Source organism: Streptomyces sp. NPDC001536 (assembly GCF_042894505.1).
Classification (GTDB): domain Bacteria; phylum Actinomycetota; class Actinomycetes; order Streptomycetales; family Streptomycetaceae; genus Streptomyces.
This window is the reverse complement of record NZ_JBIAVQ010000006.1, coordinates 21240-42526: the sequence shown is the minus strand read 5'-3', so window position 1 is coordinate 42526 and position 21287 is coordinate 21240. Positions and strand designations below refer to the sequence as shown.

The following is a 21287-nucleotide window of genomic DNA, read 5'->3' as shown; positions in this document are numbered from 1 at the left end:
CGGCGGTGAGGGGCGGTCACGCCCGACACAGCGCGCTCGCCACCCGCTTGAAGTCGACGGCCAGCCGCCGGGTCAGCCGGGGCAGAAGGGTCACGCGGCCACGTCCAGCAGGCCGTTGGTGAAGGAGCGGTCCCAGTCGCGGTCGTGGGCGAGGGCACCGTTCTCCGCGAGCCAGTGCGCGTACGGGCCCATCCGGGAGGTGTCGATGACGCCCCAGCGGCCGTCCGCGTCCGTCCAGGTCGGTGCGATCAGGGCAAGGGAACGGGCGATGAGCGGGCGCGGGAAATACGGGATCACGCCCTCCAGGAGCTCCAGGGTGCGGTCCTGTTCCCGGGCGGCGGCCGCGTAGCCGTGGGCCGTCACGGCCAGGAAGTCCCGTACGAGAGACGGCTGTTCGGCGAGCAGCCGCTCGCTCGTGCCCAGCAGGTAGCTGTGGTAGCGGGGTGCGCCGATCTCGTCCACCGGCCAGGTCACCCGGCGCTCCTCGGGCAGATGGCCGCGCAGCGCGTCCCAGGACCAGTAGGTGCCGAAGGTGGCGTCGGCCTCGCCCGCCTCGATGTCGTCCACGGTCAGCTCGCGGGTGCCCGCGTCGACGGTGATCACCGCGTCCGGGTCGCCGCCGTCGGCCGCGACCAGGTGGCGGACCATCGCACGGCCGCGCGGGGTCGGGTTGAGGGCGATACGGCGGCCCTCCAGGTCACGGGGGCGGGTGATGCCCGTCGAGGTCGTCGTCTGGATCGCCTCCAGGCCACGGTGGTTGACGGCCGCCACAGCGATGAGCGGCTGGCCGTGCTCGGCACGGCGGGCGAGCAGCCGGTTCGGCGGGAAGATCCCGAAGTCCACCTCGCCCCGGGCCAGGTACTCCAGCGTGTCCCCGCGGCCCGGGTCCTGCACCACCAGCTCCACGTCGAGACCCGCCTCGGCGAACCAGCCGCGAGCGCGAGAGACATACAGACCGGCTGAATTCGGCCAAGGGTGGAAATAGTCGAGCATGACCCGGATGTGCGGCATGGGGGTACTCCGAAGGAGGTGCGCGAGCGCGCGGTGAACGGTGAGAGGGGTGCGGGAGGGTCAGCGACAACAACAGGAGCAGCGCACCGGGGTGTGGGACACCGGTCGCTTCGGCTCGACTGCTGCGGACACGTGAACTCCTACGCGGGACGCCTGGATGGCGTGGTTGGTGCGGTCGGCGTCCCCATGGGGACCGCGTTCGAACCGAACGGATCCCAGACGCCCTCTCAGCCCAGCCGGGTAGGGGCTCCCGCGTAGATGGCCGAAACCATAACCGCATGCCCGGGATGCTGTGCAAGCGAGGTCCGGAATATGGGATGACCTTGCTCGACGGGCGAGACGCCCAGCTCACGGGCGTACCATCGGCCGCCATGACCTCCCTGCTGCCCGGCCCCCTTGTCGACGACACCTGGCTCGCCGCCCGCCTCGACGACCCCCGTCTGGTCGTCCTGGACGCCACCGCCCTGCTGCCCTCACCCCGGCACGACGGCGACTACCGGTGTACGAGCGGCCGCGCGGAATGGGCCGAGCGGCACCTCCCGGGCTCCCGCCACGCCGACCTGACCGGCGACCTCTCCGACCATGACGCGCCCTACCACTTCGCCGTACCGGCCCCCGGGGCACTGGCCGGCGCACTCGCCGCGCTCGGTGTGGGGGAGGGCAGCGCGGTCGTGGTGTACGACGACGGCGGCGGCATCTGGGCGGCCCGGCTGTGGTGGATGCTGCGCGCCATCTCCGTACCGGCCGCCGTGCTCGACGGCGGCCTGGCGGCGTGGGAGGCGGCCGGGCACCCCCTGACCTCAGGTGAGGACGCGCAACCGGCCCCCGCCGTCACGCCCGTGACCCCCGTCCCGCGCCCCGAACTGTGGACCGACCTCGACGAGGTGGCCGCCATCAGCCGCGGGGAACGCCCCGGCACCCTGGTGTGCGCCCTGCCGACCGGCGGCTTCGACGGCACCGCCCCCACCCGCTACACCCGCCGCGGCCACATCCCCGCCAGTCGCAGCCTCCCCGGACGCGAACTTCTGGACCCCGCGGGCCGCGTGCTGCCCGGCCCCGAACTCGCCGCCAGGGTCGGCACGGTGCTCGGCGCCGAGGACTCGCCGGTCGTCCTGTACTGCGGCGGCGGCATCTCGGCGGCGGGCGCGGCGCTCGCCCTGACGCTGCTGGGGCGCGAGGACGTGTCGCTCTACGACGGTTCGCTGGAGGAGTGGTCCAAGGACCCGGAACTTCCCCTGGAGTTCTGAAACATGCCGTGGGCGGCGACAGTCTCCCTCCCCCGAAGGAGACTGTCGCCGCCGCTTCCCCCGGCGCCGGACAGTGGCCGGCATCGCCCGTGTGCGGTCTGTACGCGCTGTCACCAGCACATGACCGCGGTTTCCCCCGAACCCCACGCGGAGTACAGGCGCACACGGACGAAGTATCGACGGCCCTTGACGAGACGGGCCTTGACGGTGGCGTTGTGCGGTGTTCCTCCGTCGTCCTGGCCGGCGAGATAGCGGGGCTCCCCGTCCCTCTCCTCGAAGACCACCACGACGGTGTCGCTGTCGCCGAAGGTGCCCACGCTGTACTCGCGGGTCTCCGGCGGCTCGACGGTGAAGTCGGCCTGCTCGCCCGGGCCGAGACCGAGCGGGGCCGAACGGAACGGCACCAGCGTGGGCGGCCGCGACGGGCCGGCCGGCGGGTACCAGCGCAGGACGTACTCCTTGTCGCAGGGCGAGAGCGTGCCGGGCGGGTTGAGACCCGCGCGGAACTGCTCCGGCTCCAGGATCAGTCCTGCCGAGAACGGATACTCCATGATCGACTGCGGGTCCCAGACCGAACCGTTCACCTCGCGCCCGTCGAGCTTGCGCAGGATGTTGAAGAACGTCCGGTCCCGGGTCCAGAAGTTCGGCGGGCCCGCCAGGTCGGCGTAGACGGCCTCGTCGTCCCAGTGGATCCCGGCGAACGGGTTCTGGTGCTCGTGGTGCATGCCGAGCGCGTGCCCGATCTCGTGCAGGGCCGTCCCGCGCTCCCCGGGCGCGGTCAGGTCCCAGCCGAAGTTCATCGTCCGCTCGTGCAGTCCGACCCGCAGCGCGTCCTTGCCCACGGTCGACCAGGAGCCGTCGCCGAGCTGGAACCCGATGCGCAGTTCCGCCTCGCCGCGGTCGGCCACCTCGGCGAAGGTGACGCCGACACCGAGGTCCTGCCACTCCTGGAAGCACTCGCGCACGACGTCCCGCTGCTCCTTGGCGCCGACCCACGACACCCGTCGGGTCGCCCCGCTGCCGGGCACGGCGATGACCGAGGCATCGGACTCGCCGTCGAAGAAGTGGTAGTGCAGCACGGTGTTGTTGACCCACATCCGGCTTCCGCCGATGAGCGCACTGAGCCTCTCGGCGGCCAGCCCCGGTGCGAAGGCGGGGGCCGGCTGCTGCGCGAGGGAGCAGTAGCGGGAGGTCATGCGCCAAGAGTGCCGTCGGTGCTCCGCGGGCGCCTGAGTCGAGGGCTACTCAAGTCCCTGTGTATCAGGCGTGAGTACTCGGGCTCTTGTAGGCGTGACGACTTTCGAACGCGATGCGAAGACCCTGGAACTGCCCTGGCCGTTCACCGGCCGGGAGGACGAACTGGAGCTGATCCGCCGGTCCTCGGCCGCAGGTCACCACGGCATCGTGGTGACCGGCCCGGAGGGCTGCGGCAAGACCCGGCTCGTCACGGAGGCCGTACGCGGCACCGACTGCGCCAGGGTGGCCGGGACGCCGGAGACCCGGCACATCCCCTTCGCCGCGTTCGCCCATCTGCTGCCCGAGACGGTCTCGCTGCACCGGGCCGTCCAACTGCTGTCCGCGGTACGGCTGTTGCTGGTCGACGACGCACACCTGCTCGACGACGCCTCGGCCGCCCTGGTCCACCAGCTCGCGGTGCACGGCCGCACCCGGCTCCTGGTGGTGGCCACGGACGGCACCCCCGTCCCCGGCGCGGTGTCCCGCCTGTGGACCGGCGAACTGCTGCCCCGACTCGCCCTGGAGCCGCTACCCCACGAGGAGACGGCCCAGCTGCTGGCGGCGGGCGTCGGCGGCGGCCTGGAGCCGCTCACCGTGAACCGGCTGCACCGACTGTGCCTCGGGGACCTGCGGTTGCTGCGCGAGGTGGTCGGTGCCGTACGGGAAGGCGGGCTGCTCATACGGCTGCCGGGCTCGGACGAGTGGGCGTGGCGTGGGCCGGTGCCCGTGACGGCGACCGTGCGGGAGCGGACGGCCGGCGTCCTGGACCGGGCGGACCGCGAGACGCTCGAACTCCTCGCGTTCGCCGAGCCGTTGACACTGGACATGGACGGACTCGACCTGCGGGTGCTGGAGGACCTGGAGGCCGAGGGACTGGTACGGGTCGACGACCACGGCGGCGTACGCCTCGCCCACCCCCTGCACGGTCCGGTGCTGCGGGCGGCGGCCGGCCGGCTGAAGGCGCGGCGGCTCGCGCGTACGCCGGAGCAGTGCAAGGCGGCCCTGGAGGACGAGGCGGCCGAGCTGTCGCGGCGGATGGAGCGGGCCGACGTACGCACCTCGTGCGCACCCGTGGGCGAGTGGCTCGTCGCGGAGGGTGCGTCGGTGCCGTCCTGGTACGCGGCCGTGCGGGCGGGGTTCGCGCGGCTGCGGGGAGAGCTGCGGGAGGCGGCGGCCTGGGCGAGGGAGGGGCTGCGGGACACGGCGGGCGATCCGGCCTGCCGTGCCGAACTCGCCCTGGCCGTCCTGCAGTCCGGCGAGATGACCGACCCCGACGCGGACACCCAGGTGCGCACCGACCCCCGGACGGCGCCCTGGCTGGCGGCCGCGCGCGGCGACCTCGACACGGCGCTGGAGGCGGTCACCGACGCCTACGACGCCGTACGCCTGGGAGCGCCCGGAGAGCCGCCCGGCGGCGGGGTGTTCGCGCTGCACGCCGACGCGCTCGCCCGGGGGGACGGGCCCGCCCTGGACCGGGCGGCCGAACGGCTGGAGGAGCGCGGGTTCCTGCTCTTCGCCGCCGAGGCCAGCGCTCAGGCCGTGCACGTGCACCGCGACCCACGCGCCGCCCGCACCTCACGCACCCGCGCGGTCGCCCTGGCCCGCCGCTGCCAGGGCGCCCGTACCCCGGCCCTGTCCGGTCTCGTCCTCGGTGAACTCACCGCCCGTCAACGGCAGATCGTCACCCTCGCGGCCGCGGGCCTCAGCAACCGCCAGATCGCCGAGAAGCTGACCCTGTCCATCCGCACCGTCGGCAACCACCTCTACAGCGCGTACGCCCGCCTCGGCGCGGGCGGCCGCGGCGCCCTGCCCTGGCTCGTGGAACTGCCCGACGCACAGCCGGCCTAGCCGGCCCACAGACCGGCGGTCTGACCCCCGTGATCGGGGGAGGGGTCAGGCCGCCACATTCCTTCGCCCCGCCTTCGCGGCTCGGGGCGTCAGGCCGCGCCGAACGCCGAGAACGCCCACCCCGTGGCCTGGTGCGTGGCATCACCCGGCAGTGCCGCCCGTGCGTCGCGCAGGGCCTCCGCCAGGGACAGCCCCGCGTCCAGCCCCTTGTGCAGCGCGAGCATCAGCGGTACCACCGCGGCGTCGTTGACGGGGGCCGTGCACGCCACCACGCCCGCGGTGCCCAGTGGCAGCAGTGCGGTGACCAGGCCGAGGAGTTCGTCGGCGCCGACCGACGCGAAGCGGGCGGTGTCGCAGCAGGACAGGATGATCCGGTACGGGCTGCGGTCCAGGCGCTCGAAGTCGTGCACGATGAGCGGCCCGTCCGCCATCCGCAGCGACGAGAAGAGCGGGCTGTCGGCCCGGAAGGTGCCGTGCGCGGCGATGTGCGCGAGCGCGGCCCCGTCCAGCTCCTCCAGCACCCGCGGCACGCGCGCCTCGTCGTCCTCCAGCACCGTCGAACCGCCGTACCGGTCCGCCAGTTCGGGCACCTCGGCGCCCTCGGTCGCCAGCCCCGGCCCCCGCACCAGCACCTGGCGCCCACCGGGCGGCGGCTCGGTCTCCCGGGCCCGCAGCCAGCCGCTCGCCGACGGCGACACACTGAGCACCCGTTCCCGCAGCGACGGCAGCAGCGCCCACGGCACCCGGTGCAGCCGCCCCGGGGGAACGACCACGACCGGACCGGACCCGAGCTGCGCCGCCGCCGGACCGAGCAACAGCTCCTCCAGCCGCCGCCCCGCCTCCGCCACCAGCGGAAGCCGCGCCTCCGCCCCGGGGTGGGCCAGCCGCCGCAGCCCCGCCTGCACATGTTCGGCCTCGGTCTCCGCGTCCGCCAGGAGCCCCGCCTCGAACCGCCGCACCCGCCCCTGCCCGCACAGCAGCACCTGGACCCGCCCGTCCAGCACGGCGAGTTCGACCAGACGTACGTCGTCCCCCAGCCGCTCCAGCAGCCGCGCCGGGTCGAAGCGGCTGCCGTAGCCGGGCGCGTCCCCGCGGATGTGCAGGGTCCGGGAGCGGATCTCCCGCTCCAGCCGGCGCTGTTCGCGATCGAGCGCCGGCACGGGACGGCCCTCCATGCGGGCCTCCTCCGCGCGGGCCGCGATCTCGCGGAACGCCGTCAGGTCGCCCAGCAGCGTCGGATCGGCCGGCGGGCGGGTGGGCGGCGTGGACAGCGCGGTGGCCCGCCAGCGCTCGCTCCACACCAGCAGCCGGCGCGGACCGGAGTCGAGACTGGCCCGTTGGGCCAGCGCGGCCAGTTCGGCGCCCTGGGCGGTGGCCCGGGCCCGCAGCTCCGCCGCGCCCAGCGTCATCCGGTGGTCGTCGAGCACGTCCAGGCCGCGCCGGCAGGCCTCCAGCACACCCCGCCCCGACCCGGCCGCCCGGGCCCGCAGCGCCTGCGCCGCCCAGCCCGTCATCCGGGCCAGCGGCGGACCGCTGTGCCTGCTGCGGGCCGCGACCGCCAGATGCCGTTCCGCGTCGGCCGTCCAGCCCAGCCCGAGCGCGATCCGGCCCGCGAGCAACGACGCCTCCGGCGCGGCCGGCGCGCCGAACGAGGCCAGCCGCTCGGCCACTTCGGCCGCGTCGGCCACCAGCCGCCCCGAACCGCGCCCGGCCATGACCCGCGCCTCGATCAGCACAAGACGGGCATGCGTCTCCCACCAGGGCCGCCGCTGCCCGGCGAACAGCCGCACCGCGAGCGCGGCCCGCGCGATCGCCGTGTGCGGATCTCCCGCGAGGCGGGCGGCCCGCGCCGCGGCCAGCAGCAGCTCCGCCTTGCGCGTGGACTGCCCGCCGATCCGGTCGAGGACCCCGATCGCCGCGTCCGCCTCGGCCAGCGCCTCCGGCACCAGCCCGGCGGCCATCAGGACCTCGCAGCGCCGGATGTACAGCATGAAGGACGGCGTGCCGAGCTTGGCGTACCGCTCCTCGGCCTCGTCCAGCAGCCGCAGCGCGACCGGGACGTCCCCGGACCGGAACGCGGCCAGCCCCCGGCTCTCCACCACGTCCGCCTTGTCGTGGTCCTGCCCGGTGGTGTCCCACAGCGCCTCGGCCGCGGTGAAGTCGGCGTCCGCCCGCTCCACCGCGCCCAGCGCCAGATGCACGGTCGCGCGCAGGGTGAGCGCCCGCGCGGTCCAGATCACGTCGTCCGCCTGCCGCAGCACGGGGATCGCCCGCCGTACGTCCTCCAGCGCCTCCCGGTGCCGGCCCAGCACCCATGAGGCGAAGGCACGGCGGAACAGGACACGCGCACGCGTGTGTCCGCTGCCGATCGCGACACCCCGCTCCAGCGCGTCCAGGCCCTCCCGGGTCCGGCCCGCGTGCACCAGCGCCACACCGAGCGCGGCCAGCACATCGGCCTCGCGGTCGGCCGACTCCGCACGCGCCGCGAGATCGCGGGCGCGCCGCAGATGCTCCAGGGCGATCCTCAGGTCGCCCCAGTCCCGTTGCCAGATGCCGATGACCTGGTGGGCGACGGAGGCGTGCAGCGGTAGGGGATCGGAGCCGAGTACCTCTTCCGCCCTCGCCAGCGCCTGGTTGGGGGCGGCGAACACCATGGGCAGCAGTTCGAGAACCGAGTCGCTTCTCGCCGTCACTCAACGGATGGTAGTGGCCCGGGTGGTGCGCCACACCGGTTTGGCGCTGTATCAATCAACGGCCCCGCGACTCTGACTGACGACCACCGCCCCAGTGGGAGGACACGCCATGGCACCACAGCGATTCCACGAGCAGTTCGACCAGATCCAGCGTTCGATGCCCGACGTCGCCCTGGCTCTGGGGCCCGACGACTCGGCCGAGTTCATCTACGAGAAGGGTGTGGTCCTCGCCCGGGACGGTGAGGAGGCGGCACTCGTCGAGGAGACCGTGCGCACCCACTTCACCGCGGCGACCGGTCTGAGCGGCGACCAGGTACGCCGGGCAGGGCCACAGACCAACCGCTCCGGCATCACCCGTATCCAGGTCGGCGACCCCGGCCACGGCGACCGCCGCGCCGACCGGGCCGTAGCCAACGCCCTGCGCGCCATGCGCGAACCCGAGGGACGCGTCGGACGCCGGCTCGTCAGCCGCAACCACGTCGTGTCCATCGCGGTCAACTCCTGCCCCGGCGACGAGCCCGTGCCGGCCCCGCTCAACCAGGGCACCAACCCGGCCCCCGCGGAGGCGGGTTACCACGCGGACACCGCCGTGGGCGTCCTCGTCATCGACAACGGCCTCACCCACGACTACCAGCTGGTCCCGCTGCTGAGCCATGTCCAGGGCGATCTGCACGGCACCGAGACCGACGAGCACGGCAACCTGCTCCAGTACGTCGGCCACGGCACCTTCATCGCCGGGATACTCGCGGCCATCGCGCCCAACACGGACATCACCGTGCGCAACACCCTCAACGACGCCGGCGCCATCCTCGAATCCGACTTCGGCGAGGCCCTGTTCGCCGCCGTCGACGAGAACGGCTGGCCCGACATCATCAGCCTGTCCGCCGGCACCTCCAACGGCCGCACCGACGGCCTGCTCGGCGTGGACGCCTTCATGCGGGAACTGCGGCAGCAGCGCACCCTGTTGGTCGCCGCGGCCGGCAACAACGCCAGCGCCACACCCTTCTGGCCCGCCGCCTACGCCTCGCTGCCCGAGTACGCGGGTTCCGTCCTGTCGATCGGCGCGCTGCGCAGCGACGGCGACCACGGCGCCTGCTTCAGCAACCACGGCTCCTGGGTCAACGCCTACGCCCCCGGCGAGCGCCTCACCAGCACCCTCACCGGCTTCGACGCGCCGATCCCGTACGTCTACCAGCACTCCACGTACGAGGCCTGCCGCTTCCACTTCACCTACCTGTGCACCTGCCAGCACCCGCGCCACGCGGGCGTGTTGAGCGACGACGGCACCCCCGCCAAGCCGGATCAGGTGATGTTCGACGGCTTCGCGCACTGGAGCGGCACCTCCTTCGCCACCCCAGCCGCCGCCGGCATGGTGGCCGCGTACATGACCGCCAACAAGGAGGGCGACCCGCGGGCCGCCCGGCAGCAGCTGATCGCGGCCAACACCGAGTTCGCGGAGGTACGAGGGGCGCACGTCACCGCGCTCATTCCGCCGACCTGGCGCCCGAGCACGGCCGTACAACTGTGAGGGCCGAACTCGCCCCCGTCACGGCGTACGATGACTTGCCGTACACGAGGGGTGGGGCCGTGGACCGAGCAGATGTCGGCGCGCTGGTCCAGTCCGCCGTCGACGGTGACGCTGCGGCCTGGAAGGCGCTCGTGGAAGGGCTGAGCCCGCTGGTGTGGTCCGTCGTGCGCGCGCACCGGCTGTCCGACGCCGACGCGCACGAGGTGTACCAGACGGTGTGGTTCCGCTTCGCCCAGCATCTGGGCCGGATCCGGGAACCGCAGAAGGCCGGCTCGTGGCTGGCGAGCACCGCACGGCACGAGTGCCTGAAGGTGCTCAAGAGCTTAAGGCGGCTCACCCCCACGGACGATCCGCATGTGCTCGACCGGGTCAGCGAGGACCGCACCCCCGAGCAGTCGCTCCTCGACTCCGAGGAGGCGGCCGTGGAGAGCGAGCGGATCCGTCATCTGTGGCAGGAGTTCGAGGAACTGGGCGAACGCTGCCGGCAGTTGCTGCGCATCCTGATGGCCTCACCGCCGCCCAGCTACCAGGAGGTCTCCTCGGCCCTGGGGATCGCCGTGGGCAGCATCGGACCCCTGCGCCAGCGCTGTCTGCGCCGGCTGCGGGCACGTATGGAAGCAAGGGGGGCGGTGTGAACACCGTGAACGACGACTTCGACGAAGAGGCCCACGACGGCGAGGAGTTCGACGTCGATGTCGATCTGCTGGAGGAGGAACTCCGCCGGGCCGCCTCGATCCTCGATCCGGTACCGGCCGAGCTGCTGCAACTCGCCGTGGAGGCCTACGCGTTGCACAACCTCGACGACCGTATCGCCGAGCTGACCTTCGACTCGGTGGTGGACGCCATCCCGGTGCGGGGAGCCGTCGACGCACCGCGGATGCTGACCTTCCGCGCGGGCGAGGTCACCGTCGACGTCGAGGTGAGCGGACAGGAACTGCTGGGGCAGGTGCTGCCGCCCCAGCAGGCCCTGATCGAGGTGCTCACCGGTCCCCAGGCGACCGCGCCCCTGGTCACCGACGACATGGGCCGCTTCACCGGCGACGCACCCCCTGTCGGCCCCTTCGCGCTGCGGCTGCGGGCGGGCGGGGAGGTCGTGGTCACGGAGTGGCTGCGGGTCTGAGCCCCTCCTCAGGGGCGGCCTACCAGGTCACGGGGAGCGCTTGGGGCCCGCGGATCATCGTCCTGCGGCGCCAGGCGACCTGGTCGGCCGGGACCGCGAGGCGCAGATCGGGCAGCCGGTCGAGCAGGGTGTCGACCAGCAGCTCGATCTGGAGCCGGGCGAGGACGGCGCCGGTGCAGTAGTGCGCGCCGTTGCCGAAGGACAGATGCGGGTTGGGGTCGCGGTCGGGGTCGATCCGGTCGGGGGACGGGAAGACGTCGGGGTCGCGGTTGGCGGCGAGGTAGGAGACGTAGACCGGCTCGCCCGCCGCGATCCGCACCCCGTGCATCTCGACGTCCTCCAGGGCGATCCGGGCCAGGCCGACCGAGGTGCGGTGCGGGATGTAGCGGAGCAGTTCGTCGAGGACGGGCCCGCGCTCCGCTGGCCGCTCCCGCATCCTGCGCATCAACTCGGGCCGGGTGAGCAGCAGATACAGCATCTGGCCGCAGTTGTGGGTGACGGCCTCGCCGCCGATCTGCAGGGGCGCGGCCAGTCCGACCGCCTCCGCCTGGCTGATCTCGCCACGCCGCACGGCCGAGCCGATCAGCGAGTACACGTCGTCGCCCTCGCTGTGGGCGCGCGCCCGCACGGTGTCCGCGATCCAGCCGAACATGCCCTTCTTGGCCGCCGCGGAGGCCTCGGCGCCGCCCTTCGTGGAGACGATCTGCGCCGCCCAGGCGTGCATCCGCTCGCGGTCGGCGGCGGGCACCCCCATGACCTCGCAGATCACGGCGACCGGGAAGGGCTCCAGCACCCGCTCGACGAGATCGGCGGGCGGTCCGTCCCGTACGACACCCTCCACCAGCGGGTCCAGGATCTCCTGCGCGCGAGGCCGCAGCCGCTTCATCGCACTCACGGTGAACGCGTCTGCCACCACCTTGCGCAGCCGGTTGTGGTCGGGCTGGTCGGCCCACGCGGGGGAGCCCGGCTGGGGACTGAAGTGCGGGGCGAGCCGGGTGACCTGGCGGGTCATCCCCGCGGTGCGGCTGAAACGCGGATCGTTGGTGATCGTCCTGACGTCCTGGTACCGGGTGGCCAGCCATGCCCAGCCCTCCCCGAACGGCAGCCGGATGCGGGTCAGCGGCCCCTCCCGCATGAGGTCGGCGAGGATCGGATCGAACTCGGTGCCGTCGAGGTCGAGGGCGGGCCAGTCCCGTACGTCGGGCAGGTCCTGGCCGGTCAGCGTGCTGGTCTCCTCGGTCATGCCCCCAGCCTCACCGGCCGCGCGGTGCGCTGTCGCGCGGGAGTGCTCCAGCCGGAGGTCAGCGGGTGGTGGCGTCGACCAGTGCGGCGAGGGCCGCCGCCAGACGCCGGAGCCCCGGGCCGGCGGGCCCGCCGGGTTCGCTCATGTAGGTGTCCCGCCGGATCTCCACCATCAGAGCGGACACGCGGGGATCACGGCCGTAGAACTCCAACGGCACGTACGTCCCGCTGAACGGACTGTCCAGCCCGATCCCCCCGAAGCCCGCGAACGCCTCCCGGGCGGCCTCGACCAGCTCGGGAGGGGTGTGGAAGGAGTCGGTCCCCAGGCACACCGGCGGCCGGGGCCCCTCGCCGTGCAGTTCGTAGGGGAGCGGTGCGCTGGGGTAGGAGTGCACGTCGACGATCACGGCCCGCCCCGTGGCGGCGAGCCGCTGCGCCACGGCATCGGTCATGGCCCGCGCGTACGGCCGGAAGTACCGCGCGATCAACGGCTCGGGATCGAAGCCCTCGGGCCGCAGCGGCGCGCGCTGGGTCGTCCGTGTGTACACGGCGCCCATCCCGACGGCGAGCATCTCCTCCCGCTCGTCCGGGAAGCGCTCGGGATCGACGACCAGCCGGGACAGCCGGTTCACGAACCGCCACGGCGCCACGTGCGACATCGCGGCCGCCTCAGCGGCGAGCTCCGCGGTGTGCGCGTCGACGATGTGATCCAGCTCCCGCTCCAGCGCTCCGTCCGCCGGCACGATCCCCGCCCGCACCTCGTCCGGTATCTCCCGCGCCGAGTGCGGCACATGCAGGATCACGGGCGATTCCTCGGCTCCGGGCACCAGCTCGAAGGACGGTTCGGCGGAGGTCATGCGGCGGCTCCGGGGGCGTTGTCGGTGGTGTGGCGCACGATCACAGCATGAACGACCGTGAGGTGCGCGCAGGCCTCAGGGCGGCACCATCGGCACCGAGCGGGACAGGCCGCGCGGGGTCGACGCGGTCATGCACTGGACTCTCACGTCGAGCAGGGAGTGCCGGAAGTCGTGGGTGGGGACGGTGTCGACGAGGAGGCGGTAGGTGACCGTCGTTCCGGAGCCGAGGCGTCCGGGGCCTATGCGCAGCTCGGCGCCGCGTAGTCGGGCCGGGGGTGCCTGGGCGTCCCCGGGCCGGGACTCGGTGCTGAGCAGCTCGGCGTAGGGGACGCCCAGACGGAGACGGAACGGCTCGCTGCGGTCGAAGGCACTGCTCCCTATGTCCCGCCGCCCCGAGTTGGTGAGCACCACCGTGACCACGTGCGGGTCGGTCAGGGGAGTGCCGTTGTGACTGATCTCCAGGCTGCCGTCGACGGGGCCGCGGACCAGCGGGTCGTGGCTGACCGTGCAGGTGAGCCGACGCCGGGGGTACGCCGTGCGGAACACGGCCCAGATCCCGCACCAACCCAGCACCACGGTGGCGGCGACCCCGGCCGCGGCCCAGAAGGTCTCCGCCGCGTAGAAAGGGTCGGACGCTACGGGGTGGGTGGATAAGACGTCGTACACGGTCAGCCCCCCTGGCCGGTCTCAGCGTTGGTGCGGGCGGCCGTCGGTGGCCGTTCGGAGGAAGGCGCGCCACCCGCGTGGCGAGAAGGCGAGGGCCGGCCGGTCCGTGTCCTTGGAGTCCCGGACCGCCACCACCTCCTCGACGAAGGTGATCTCGACACATGCCCCGTTGCCCGTGCTGTGACTGCTCCTGTGCCACACGGCGTTCTCGAGACCGACCTGCGGCGGGCGCGGGCCGTTCTGCTTGTTCATGAGTTCTGCATCTCCCTTGTGATCTGATCCAGCAGGTCGAGCGCCTCCTGGGGATCCGGAGCCGCCGCCCGCAGCAGGTCGAACGTCTGGATGAAGGTGCGGACGTCGCGCTCCTTCTCCAGATAGACGTTGCCGGCCATGGAGTTGACGTAGACGACTGTAGGCGTGTGGGGTTCGAACTCCAGCAGGGAGAAGGCACCGGACAGCGCGGCGTGCGCGCCCTTGGCGAGCGGCATGATCTGGAGCGTGACGTTCGGCATGGCCGCCGCCTCCGCGAGGTACTTCAGCTGTGCCGTCATGACGTCCTTGCCCCCGACCGGTCGGCGCAACGCGCTCTCCTCCAGCACCACCCACAGTTCCAGGGGGTCGGGCTGCCGGGTGAGCAGGGCCTGGCGCTCCTTGCGGAACCGCACCAACTGGTCCGTCTCGTGCGGCTGGTTGTACGGGAGCGGGGCGATCACCGCACGGGCGTAGTCCTCGGTCTGGAGCAGGCCGTGCACCACCATCGACTCGTACGACCGCAGGACGCGGGCGTCGGCCTCCAGGCCCGCGTAGGTGGCCATGCCCGAGGGCAGCACATCCCCGTAGTGCGCCCACCAGCCCTGCTGCTGGGCGTCCTTGTGGATCTGCATGACGGTCTCGATGCGCAGCGGATCGGCGACGCCGTACCACTCCAGCAGGTCGCGCACGTCCCGGGCCTTGATGGGGGCCTGTCCCGTCTCCACCCGGCTGATCTTCGACATGGAGCACTCGAGATGGGTGGCGACGTCCTCGATCCGCCTGCCGGCCTGCTCGCGCAGCCGCCGCAGCTCCGCGCCGAGCTGACGTCGCCGTACCGTGGGCCCCCCGGCCGTGGCCATCGCCTCACCCCTCGCAATCGATGCTGTGGAGTATTGCTGGACGCAAGTGTGCCTCGCCCCCAAGGTGCTTGTACCCACGAGGAGTTGAGCCGAGACATTTGGTTCACGCAATTGCGTCACGGAAGCCGCTCGGTCGTCAAGAGGCCGGACACACGACCGCCCCGGCCGGGAGAACCCGACCGGGGCGGAGTGGCTCGGAGTGCCCGCGTCAGCTCAGGGACGCCAGCGCCTCGTTCCACGTCGTGGACGGACGCATGACCTTCGCGGCCTTGGCCGGGTCGGGCTGGTAGTAGCCGCCGATGTCGGCCGGCTTGCCCTGGACGGCGATCAGCTCGTCGACGATCTTCTGCTCGTTCGAGGCGAGGGTCTCGGCGAGCGGCGCGAAGGCCTTCGCGAGGTCCGCGTCCTCGGTCTGGGCCGCCAGCTCCTGCGCCCAGTACAGGGACAGGAAGAAGTGGCTGCCGCGGTTGTCGATGCCGCCGACGCGACGGGTCGGGGACTTGTCCTCGTTGAGGAAGGTCGCCGTGGCGCGGTCGAGGGTGTCGGCGAGGACCTTGGCCTTCGGGTTGTCGGTGGCCGTCGCGTACTGCTCCAGGGACGGGACCAGCGCGAAGAACTCACCGAGGGAGTCCCAGCGCAGGTAGTCCTCCTTGACCAGCTGCTGTACGTGCTTGGGCGCGGAGCCGCCGGCGCCGGTCTCGAAGAGACCGCCGCCCGCCATCAGCGGGACGACCGACAGCATCTTGGCGCTGGTGCCCAGCTCCAGGATGGGGAAGAGGTCGGTGAGGTAGTCGCGCAGGACGTTGCCCGTGACCGAGATGGTGTTCTCGCCGCGGCGGATGCGCTCCACCGAGAGCTTGGTGGCCTCGACCGGGGCGAGGATACGGATGTCCAGGCCCTCGGTGTCGTGCTCCGGGAGGTACGCGTTGACCTTGGCGATCAGGTTGGCGTCGTGCGCGCGGGTCTCGTCCAGCCAGAAGACGGCCGGGTCGCCGGTGGCGCGGGCGCGGGTGACGGCCAGCTTCACCCAGTCCTTGATCGGCGCGTCCTTGGTCTGGCAGGCGCGGAAGATGTCGCCCTCGGCGACCGGCTGCTCGATGAGGACGTTGCCGGCCTGGTCGACCAGGCGGACCGTACCGGCCGTCTTGATCTCGAAGGTCTTGTCGTGGGAGCCGTACTCCTCGGCCTTCTGCGCCATGAGGCCGACGTTCGGGACCGAGCCCATGGTGGAGGGGTCGTAGGCACCGTTGGCGCGGCAGTCGTCGACGACGACCTGGTAGACACCGGCGTACGAGGAGTCCGGCAGCACCGCGAGGGTGTCGGCCTCCTGGCCGTCGGGGCCCCACATGTGGCCGGAGGTGCGGATCATGGCCGGCATCGAGGCGTCGACGATGACGTCGGACGGCACGTGCAGGTTGGTGATGCCCTTGTCGGAGTCGACCATCGCCAGGGCCGGGCCCTCGGCGAGCTCGGCGTCGAAGGAGGCCTTGATCGCCTCGCCCTCCGGCAGGGACTCCAGGCCCTTGTAGATGCCGCCCAGGCCGTCGTTCGGGGACAGGCCCGCCGCGGCGAGCGTGGCGCCGTACTGCGCGAAAGTCTTCGGGAAGAAGGCGCGCACCACGTGACCGAAGATGATCGGGTCGGAGACCTTCATCATCGTGGCCTTGAGGTGCACGGAGAAGAGCACGCCCTGGGCCTTGGCCTCGGCGATCTGCGCGGTGAGGAACTCCCGCAGCGCGGCCACGTGCAGCACGGACGCGTCGACGACCTCGCCCTCGAGGACCGGTACGGACTCGCGCAGCACCGTGGTGGTGCCGTCCTCGGCGACCAGCTCGATCTTGAGCGCGCCGGCCTCGGAGATCACGACGGACTTCTCGGTGGAGCGGAAGTCGTTCTGCCCCATGGTCGCCACGTTGGTCTTGGACTCGGGGGTCCAGGCGCCCATGCGGTGCGGGTGGGTCTTGGCGTAGTTCTTGACCGAGGCGGGGGCGCGACGGTCGGAGTTGCCCTCACGCAGGACCGGGTTCACGGCGGAACCCTTGATCTTGTCGTAGCGGGCCTGGATGTCCCGCTCCTCGTCGGTCTTCGGGTCGTCCGGGTAGGCCGGTAGCGCGTAACCCTGCGCCTGCAGCTCGGCGACCGCGGCCTTGAGCTGCGGGATCGACGCCGAGATGTTCGGCAGCTTGATGATGTTCGCCTCGGGCGTCTTCGCCAGTTCGCCCAGCTCGTGCAGGGCGTCCGGGATGCGCTGGTCCTCGGTCAGGTACTCCGGGAACACCGCGATGATGCGCCCGGCCAGCGAGATGTCCCGCGTCTCCACGGCGACACCCGCCTGCGAGGCGTACGCCTGGACCACCGGCAGGAAGGAATACGTCGCCAGGGCCGGGGCCTCGTCAGTGTGCGTATAGATGATGGTCGAGTCAGTCACCGGGTGCTCCGCTCCACGTCTGCAACATTGCTCGACATCAAGATATCTCCTGATCGACCAAGGCTCGACAGGGGTCCGCGCCAGCTGTCCGAGAACCTGCGCATCCGAAGATCTGTTCGATGCGTCTGATCCTGGGGTCATGCATGTTGATCACGCGTCTTCCGACGGCCGGACCCGACCGGCCGCCCTGCTCGGCACCGCCGCGGTCCTGAGCGTGGCATCCCCGGCACTCGCGGCCCCCGAGACCGGCACCCCGGGCCCGGAGAGCGCTTCCGCAACTGCTCCGCGACGACGGACGACTGCATCGCCGTCGCCTCGGAGGTCTCCGGCACCGACCGGTCAGGGGTACCGGACGGTGACGCCGGTGAGTTCCCGAGCGGCGGCTGCCACGACAACTCGGCCACCCTGTGAGGCGGTTCAGTCGAGACGGGCGGAGGTCACTTCGCCCGCCTCCTCGACGCCCCGCTGCTGCGGGATCACCACGGCACCCTGCTGGAGCGCCACCGTGCGCGTGGGCGCCGGGATGCGGATGCCCTCCGCGCGGTAGCGCTTGTGCAGGCGCTTGATGAACTCGTGCTTGATGCGGAACTGGTCGCTGAACTCGCCGACGCCCAGGATGACCGTGAAGCCGATCCGGGAGTCGCCGAAGGTGTGGAAGCGGACCAGCGGTTCGTGGTCGGGGACCGCGCCGGTGATCTCGGTCATCACCTCGGCGACGACCTCGATGGTCACCCGCTCGACGTGCTCCAGGTCGCTGTCGTAGCCGACGCCGACCTGGACCAGGATCGTCAACTGCTGCTCGGGCCGCATGAAGTTGGTCATGTTCGACTTCGCGAGCTCGCCGTTGGGGATGACGACCAGGTTGTTGGAGAGCGCGCGGACCGTCGTCTGACGCCAGTTGATGTCCTCGACATAGCCCTCCTCGCCGCTGCTCAGCCGGATGTAGTCACCGGGCTGGACGGTCTTGGAGGCGAGGATGTGGATGCCCGCGAAGAGGTTGGCGAGGGTGTCCTGAAGGGCGAGCGCGACCGCCAGGCCGCCGACGCCGAGGGCGGTGAGCATCGGCGCTATGGAGACGCCCAGGGTCTGGAGCACCACCAGGAAGCCGATCGCCAGGACCAGCACGCGGGTGATGTTGACGAAGATCGTGGCTGAGCCGGCGACGCCGGGGCGGGACTGGGTGACCGTCCGCATCAGGCTGGCCACCAGCCGGGCCGCCGCCACCGTGACCACGAAGATCAGCAGCACGGTCAGGACCTGGTTGGTGGTGCGCTGGGTCGTCTTCGTCAGCGGCAGCGCCGCCGCGGCGACGGCGATTCCGCCCGCGATCGCCGCCGCGGGCACCACCGTCCGCAGCGCGGCCACGATGACGTCGTCGCCGCTCCATTTCGTGCGGTCGGCGTGCTTGCCCAGCCACTTGAGCAGGATCCGCAGCAGGAACGCGGCAATGAGGCCCGCGACCACGGCGATTCCGGGGACGACCAGGTCGTCCATGGTGAGATCCCGTTGAAATGCTGACACGTTGCCACCTGTTCGAAAGTGCCGAAAGTGCTGGATGAGCGGCCGCGCGGGCCGTGCAGGCGCCACGACGGGCGCGACCGCTCATCCTGCCGTATCCGGCACAGGAGTTCGTAGACGGCCCGGGGTCGGATGCCCCCGCTCAGACGATTCCCTCGGCCAGTTCCGCCTGGTCGCGGTCGGAGCCGTACGCCGCCGTGGTGGGTGTTCCGTACGAACGGCGGGCGGCGTACCACCACACGGTGGCGAGGACGAGTACGACGGCGAGGGCGACGGACGCGTAGTTCATCGTGTCCACCGTCACCGGCGAGGACTGCGGCAGACAGAAGAGCACCGTGACGAACGCCACCCACACCACCGCGATCCACCCGATGGGCTTGCTCCACCGGCCCAGGCTCCAGGGGCCCGGCTGGAACCGGTCGCCCGCGCGCAGCCGCAGCAGTACGGGGATGGCGTACGCGGGGGTGATGCCGATGACGTTGATGGCGGTGACCGCGCCGTACGCCGTCGCCGAGTACAGGGACGGCAGGGCGAGCAGGCCGGCCACCGAGACCGACAGCCACACGGCCGCGACCGGGGTCTGGGTGCGGCTGCTGACCTTGCGCCACAGGGCCGAGCCCGGCAGCGCCCCGTCCCGGCTGAACGCGAACACCATCCGGCTGGCCGCGGCCACTTCGGCGTTGCCGCAGAACAGCTGGGCGACGATCACCACGATGAGCAGGGCGCTCGCGCCGTCGGTGCCGAGGCCGTCCAGCAGGATCTGCGCGGGCGGCACCCCGGTGTCGGTGGCCCGGGTGGCGTCGTAGTCCTGGATGGCGAAGGTGAGGCCGGCCAGCAGGACGAAGCCGGCTATCCAGGAGACCCAGATGGAGCGGACGATGCCCTTCGCGGCCGACACGGAGGCGTTGGAGGTCTCCTCGGACAGATGGGCGGAGGCGTCGTAGCCGGAGAAGGTGTACTGGGCGAGGAGCAGGCCGATCGCCGCCACGTACAAGGGGCTCGACCAGCCGGTGTCGTTGACGAACTCGGTGAAGACGAAGGACGGCGACTGGTGGTGGTCGGGGACGATCGCCAGGGCGCCGACGATGAGCGCGACGCCGGCCAGGTGCCACCACACACTGATGGAGTTGAGGACGCTGACCAGGCGCACGCCGAACAGGTTCAGTACGGCGTGCAGCAGCAGGATCGCCAGGAAGATCAGCATCGTCTTCTCCGGCGTCGGCTCGAAGCCCCACTGGAGATTGGCGAACGCGCCCGCGAACAGGGCCGCGCCGTAGTCGATGCCGGCGATCGCCCCCAGCAGACCGAGCAGATTCAGCCACCCCGTGTACCAGCCCCAGCGGCGGCCGCCGAGCCGGTCCGCCATGTAGTAGAGGGCGCCGGACGTCGGGTAGGCGCTGGTGACCTCGGCGAGCGCGAGGCCCACGCACAGGACGAACAGGCCGACCCCGGCCCAGCCCCACAGCATCACCGCGGGGCCGCCCGCGCCGAGACCGAAGCCGTACAGGGTCATGCAGCCGGACAGGATCGAGATCACCGAGAAGCTGATCGCGAAGTTGCCGAAGCCGCCCATGCGGCGGGCGAGGACCGGCCGGTAGCCGAGTTCGCGCAGGCGCTGCTCCTCGTCGCGGGGTGGGCGGCCGTCGGTGGTGCGGGACATGCGTACCTCCGGAACTGGTGGTGGGTCACGCGGGGCGGCAGCGCGTCCGGGCCTGGAGGAAGATCTCCACGGCCTGGGCGGTGTCGCCCTGATCGGGGGTGCGGTACGCCCAGGGCTGGGGCGTCCAGTAGGGGCCGAGCGCCTCGAACACCCGCGTGGCGTCGGTGAACTGGAGGGCGCCCCACAGGGCGTGGGCGAGATGGTTCAGGTCCAGCAGGGAGCGCTCGGCGGTGAAGGTCTGCTCGAACCAGGCGTACAGCGCGCGCTGCGCCTCGCGGGTGGCGTCCTCGGCGACCCAGTGCAGGTCGAGCGCGGCGTCGCGGCCGCCGGAGCGGCGGTAGCGCTCGACGCGGACGTAGAGCGGCAGGACGTGCAGCGCGGAGCCCGGGGGAGCGGTGTCGGTGGCCCAGTGCGCGTAGCCGGCGGCCTCCGCGAGCCGACCCGAGGTGCCGTGCTCGTAGAGGAACTGGAGCATCCGGTGGTGGGCCTCGCGGTTGTACGGGTCGCGCTTGTCGGCCTCGGCGAGCAGGCCCCAGGGTCCCGGCGGCAGCATCGGCCCGGGCGGCGCCACCCGGTGCTCGGCCCACTGCCGCTCCCGGTCGAGCCGGGCCAGCGCCAGCAGACACACCCACGGGACGGGGTCCGGCGGGGCCGCCCGGGCCGCGGTATGGCTCGCCTGCCAGGCCTCGTGCCACAGGTCGAGGGTGTGCGGGTGGCCCTCGCGGTGCGCCCGCAGGGCCCGTTCCACGCAGACTCTGGCGTGCATCACCGTGGCCGGGACGCTGTGCGGTTCCTCCTGGAGCCAGGCGCGCACCACGTCGGTGCCGGCGGCCGCGGTGGCGAGGACCTGGGTGCGCTGGGTCCACTGCCACCAGGCCGTGGTCTCGGTGAGGATCCGGCGCATCGACATCCAGCGCCCCGTGCGTACCTCCTGGAGCGTGGCGCGCAGCGCGGCGTCGTGGCCTGCGGGATCGTAGGCGGGGCGTGCTCCGTCTCTCGCCATCAGCCTCCCGCCCCGGGCAGCGGGTGGGTTCTGACGGCAGGGTGGAGTAACAACAGCCCTCCTCTGGGCGGCAGTTGAGGAGCTCACTCGGTCGCGGCGGTCACTATAGAGGCGGGGG

Annotated in this window: 17 protein-coding genes; 5 read left to right on the top strand and 12 right to left on the bottom strand. The window is 72.1% G+C overall.

The genetic code is table 11. From position 1 onward, the window contains the following. Window positions 1-90 precede the first annotated feature (90 nt). Entirely contained in the window at window positions 91-1011 is a 921-nt protein-coding gene (locus ACFY0U_RS18010) for an ABC transporter substrate-binding protein (RefSeq protein WP_388636332.1), read from the bottom strand. A 371-nt stretch (window positions 1012-1382) separates the two neighbouring features. Between ACFY0U_RS18010 and ACFY0U_RS18005 the strand changes: the two genes are divergently transcribed. Continuing rightward, window positions 1383-2258 (top strand): sulfurtransferase, encoded by an 876-nt coding sequence (locus ACFY0U_RS18005; protein ID WP_388636330.1) that lies wholly within the window; start codon window positions 1383-1385, stop codon window positions 2256-2258. A 110-nt stretch (window positions 2259-2368) separates the two neighbouring features. On the opposite strand, the gene ACFY0U_RS18000 is transcribed toward ACFY0U_RS18005, so the two are convergent. Continuing rightward, a complete protein-coding gene (locus ACFY0U_RS18000) occupies window positions 2369-3454 on the bottom strand; it encodes a M12 family metallopeptidase (RefSeq protein WP_388636328.1) in 1086 nt (361 codons plus the stop codon). 94 nt (window positions 3455-3548) lie between these two features. Between ACFY0U_RS18000 and ACFY0U_RS17995 the strand changes: the two genes are divergently transcribed. Further along, the gene (locus ACFY0U_RS17995) at window positions 3549-5342 is read left to right on the top strand and encodes a LuxR C-terminal-related transcriptional regulator (RefSeq protein ID WP_388636326.1); all 1794 of its coding nucleotides are present in this window, start codon (window positions 3549-3551) and stop codon (window positions 5340-5342) included. 89 nt (window positions 5343-5431) lie between these two features. Here the strand turns inward: ACFY0U_RS17995 and ACFY0U_RS17990 are convergent, their stop codons facing one another. Continuing rightward, entirely contained in the window at window positions 5432-7996 is a 2565-nt protein-coding gene (locus tag ACFY0U_RS17990) for a CHAT domain-containing protein (protein WP_388637181.1), read from the bottom strand. A 148-nt stretch (window positions 7997-8144) separates the two neighbouring features. Here ACFY0U_RS17990 and ACFY0U_RS17985 point away from each other — a divergent pair, with 148 nt between their 5' ends. Genes ACFY0U_RS17985 through ACFY0U_RS17975 form a run of 3 tightly spaced genes read left to right on the top strand, consistent with a single transcriptional unit; the run spans window position 8145 to window position 10683 of the window. Beyond that, a complete protein-coding gene (locus tag ACFY0U_RS17985) occupies window positions 8145-9563 on the top strand; it encodes a S8/S53 family peptidase (protein ID WP_388636324.1) in 1419 nt (472 codons plus the stop codon). 59 nt (window positions 9564-9622) lie between these two features. After that, window positions 9623-10198, top strand: a complete 576-nt coding sequence (locus ACFY0U_RS17980; protein WP_388636322.1) for an RNA polymerase sigma factor — start codon at window positions 9623-9625, stop codon at window positions 10196-10198. A gap of 5 nt (window positions 10199-10203) precedes the next feature. Continuing rightward, a complete protein-coding gene (locus ACFY0U_RS17975; RefSeq protein WP_388637178.1) occupies window positions 10204-10683 on the top strand; it encodes a hypothetical protein in 480 nt (159 codons plus the stop codon). Between the two features lie 19 nt (window positions 10684-10702). Here ACFY0U_RS17975 and ACFY0U_RS17970 read toward each other — a convergent pair whose 3' ends face one another. The 9 genes from ACFY0U_RS17970 to ACFY0U_RS17930 all read right to left on the bottom strand — a co-directional run bounded on the left by ACFY0U_RS17970 (window position 10703) and on the right by ACFY0U_RS17930 (window position 21169). Further along, complete coding sequence (locus tag ACFY0U_RS17970; protein WP_388636320.1) at window positions 10703-11926, bottom strand: cytochrome P450; 1224 nt, start codon at window positions 11924-11926, stop codon at window positions 10703-10705. 58 nt (window positions 11927-11984) lie between these two features. Then, window positions 11985-12782 carry an N-formylglutamate amidohydrolase gene (locus ACFY0U_RS17965; protein WP_388636318.1) on the bottom strand — a complete coding sequence of 266 codons (798 nt, stop codon included), beginning with the start codon at window positions 12780-12782 and terminating at the stop codon, window positions 11985-11987. Between the two features lie 75 nt (window positions 12783-12857). Next, window positions 12858-13448 (bottom strand): hypothetical protein, encoded by a 591-nt coding sequence (locus ACFY0U_RS17960; protein WP_388636316.1) that lies wholly within the window; start codon window positions 13446-13448, stop codon window positions 12858-12860. Between the two features lie 21 nt (window positions 13449-13469). Continuing rightward, window positions 13470-13700, bottom strand: coding sequence for a DUF397 domain-containing protein (locus ACFY0U_RS17955; RefSeq protein WP_388636314.1), 231 nt, complete (start codon window positions 13698-13700; stop codon window positions 13470-13472). Beyond that, window positions 13697-14560, bottom strand: coding sequence for a helix-turn-helix domain-containing protein (locus tag ACFY0U_RS17950; protein WP_388636312.1), 864 nt, complete (start codon window positions 14558-14560; stop codon window positions 13697-13699). Before ACFY0U_RS17950 ends, ACFY0U_RS17955 begins: the two co-directional genes overlap by 4 nt. Before the next feature lie 208 nt (window positions 14561-14768). Then, a complete protein-coding gene (locus tag ACFY0U_RS17945) occupies window positions 14769-16988 on the bottom strand; it encodes an NADP-dependent isocitrate dehydrogenase (RefSeq protein ID WP_388636310.1) in 2220 nt (739 codons plus the stop codon). A gap of 417 nt (window positions 16989-17405) precedes the next feature. Further along, window positions 17406-18482 carry a mechanosensitive ion channel family protein gene (locus ACFY0U_RS17940; RefSeq protein WP_388637175.1) on the bottom strand — a complete coding sequence of 359 codons (1077 nt, stop codon included), beginning with the start codon at window positions 18480-18482 and terminating at the stop codon, window positions 17406-17408. Window positions 18483-18648: 166 nt separating this feature from the next. Beyond that, window positions 18649-20166, bottom strand: coding sequence for an amino acid permease (locus tag ACFY0U_RS17935; RefSeq protein WP_388636308.1), 1518 nt, complete (start codon window positions 20164-20166; stop codon window positions 18649-18651). A 25-nt stretch (window positions 20167-20191) separates the two neighbouring features. After that, window positions 20192-21169, bottom strand: coding sequence for a hypothetical protein (locus ACFY0U_RS17930; RefSeq protein ID WP_388636306.1), 978 nt, complete (start codon window positions 21167-21169; stop codon window positions 20192-20194). Window positions 21170-21287 lie beyond the last annotated feature (118 nt).

What these genes read in the sequence shown, in the direction of transcription:
- ACFY0U_RS17990 (WP_388637181.1), bottom strand. Translation starts at nt 7,996, where the DNA reads ATGGTGTTCGCCGCCCCCAACCAGGCGCTGGCGAGGGCGGAAGAGGTA.
- ACFY0U_RS17935 (WP_388636308.1), bottom strand. Translation starts at nt 20,166, where the DNA reads ATGTCCCGCACCACCGACGGCCGCCCACCCCGCGACGAGGAGCAGCGC.
- ACFY0U_RS17950 (WP_388636312.1), bottom strand. Translation starts at nt 14,560, where the DNA reads ATGGCCACGGCCGGGGGGCCCACGGTACGGCGACGTCAGCTCGGCGCG.
- ACFY0U_RS17985 (WP_388636324.1), top strand. Translation starts at nt 8,145, where the DNA reads ATGGCACCACAGCGATTCCACGAGCAGTTCGACCAGATCCAGCGTTCG.
- ACFY0U_RS17970 (WP_388636320.1), bottom strand. Translation starts at nt 11,926, where the DNA reads ATGACCGAGGAGACCAGCACGCTGACCGGCCAGGACCTGCCCGACGTA.
- ACFY0U_RS17940 (WP_388637175.1), bottom strand. Translation starts at nt 18,482, where the DNA reads ATGGACGACCTGGTCGTCCCCGGAATCGCCGTGGTCGCGGGCCTCATT.
- ACFY0U_RS17955 (WP_388636314.1), bottom strand. Translation starts at nt 13,700, where the DNA reads ATGAACAAGCAGAACGGCCCGCGCCCGCCGCAGGTCGGTCTCGAGAAC.
- ACFY0U_RS18010 (WP_388636332.1), bottom strand. Translation starts at nt 1,011, where the DNA reads ATGCCGCACATCCGGGTCATGCTCGACTATTTCCACCCTTGGCCGAAT.
- ACFY0U_RS18005 (WP_388636330.1), top strand. Translation starts at nt 1,383, where the DNA reads ATGACCTCCCTGCTGCCCGGCCCCCTTGTCGACGACACCTGGCTCGCC.
- ACFY0U_RS18000 (WP_388636328.1), bottom strand. Translation starts at nt 3,454, where the DNA reads ATGACCTCCCGCTACTGCTCCCTCGCGCAGCAGCCGGCCCCCGCCTTC.
- ACFY0U_RS17930 (WP_388636306.1), bottom strand. Translation starts at nt 21,169, where the DNA reads ATGGCGAGAGACGGAGCACGCCCCGCCTACGATCCCGCAGGCCACGAC.
- ACFY0U_RS17965 (WP_388636318.1), bottom strand. Translation starts at nt 12,782, where the DNA reads ATGACCTCCGCCGAACCGTCCTTCGAGCTGGTGCCCGGAGCCGAGGAA.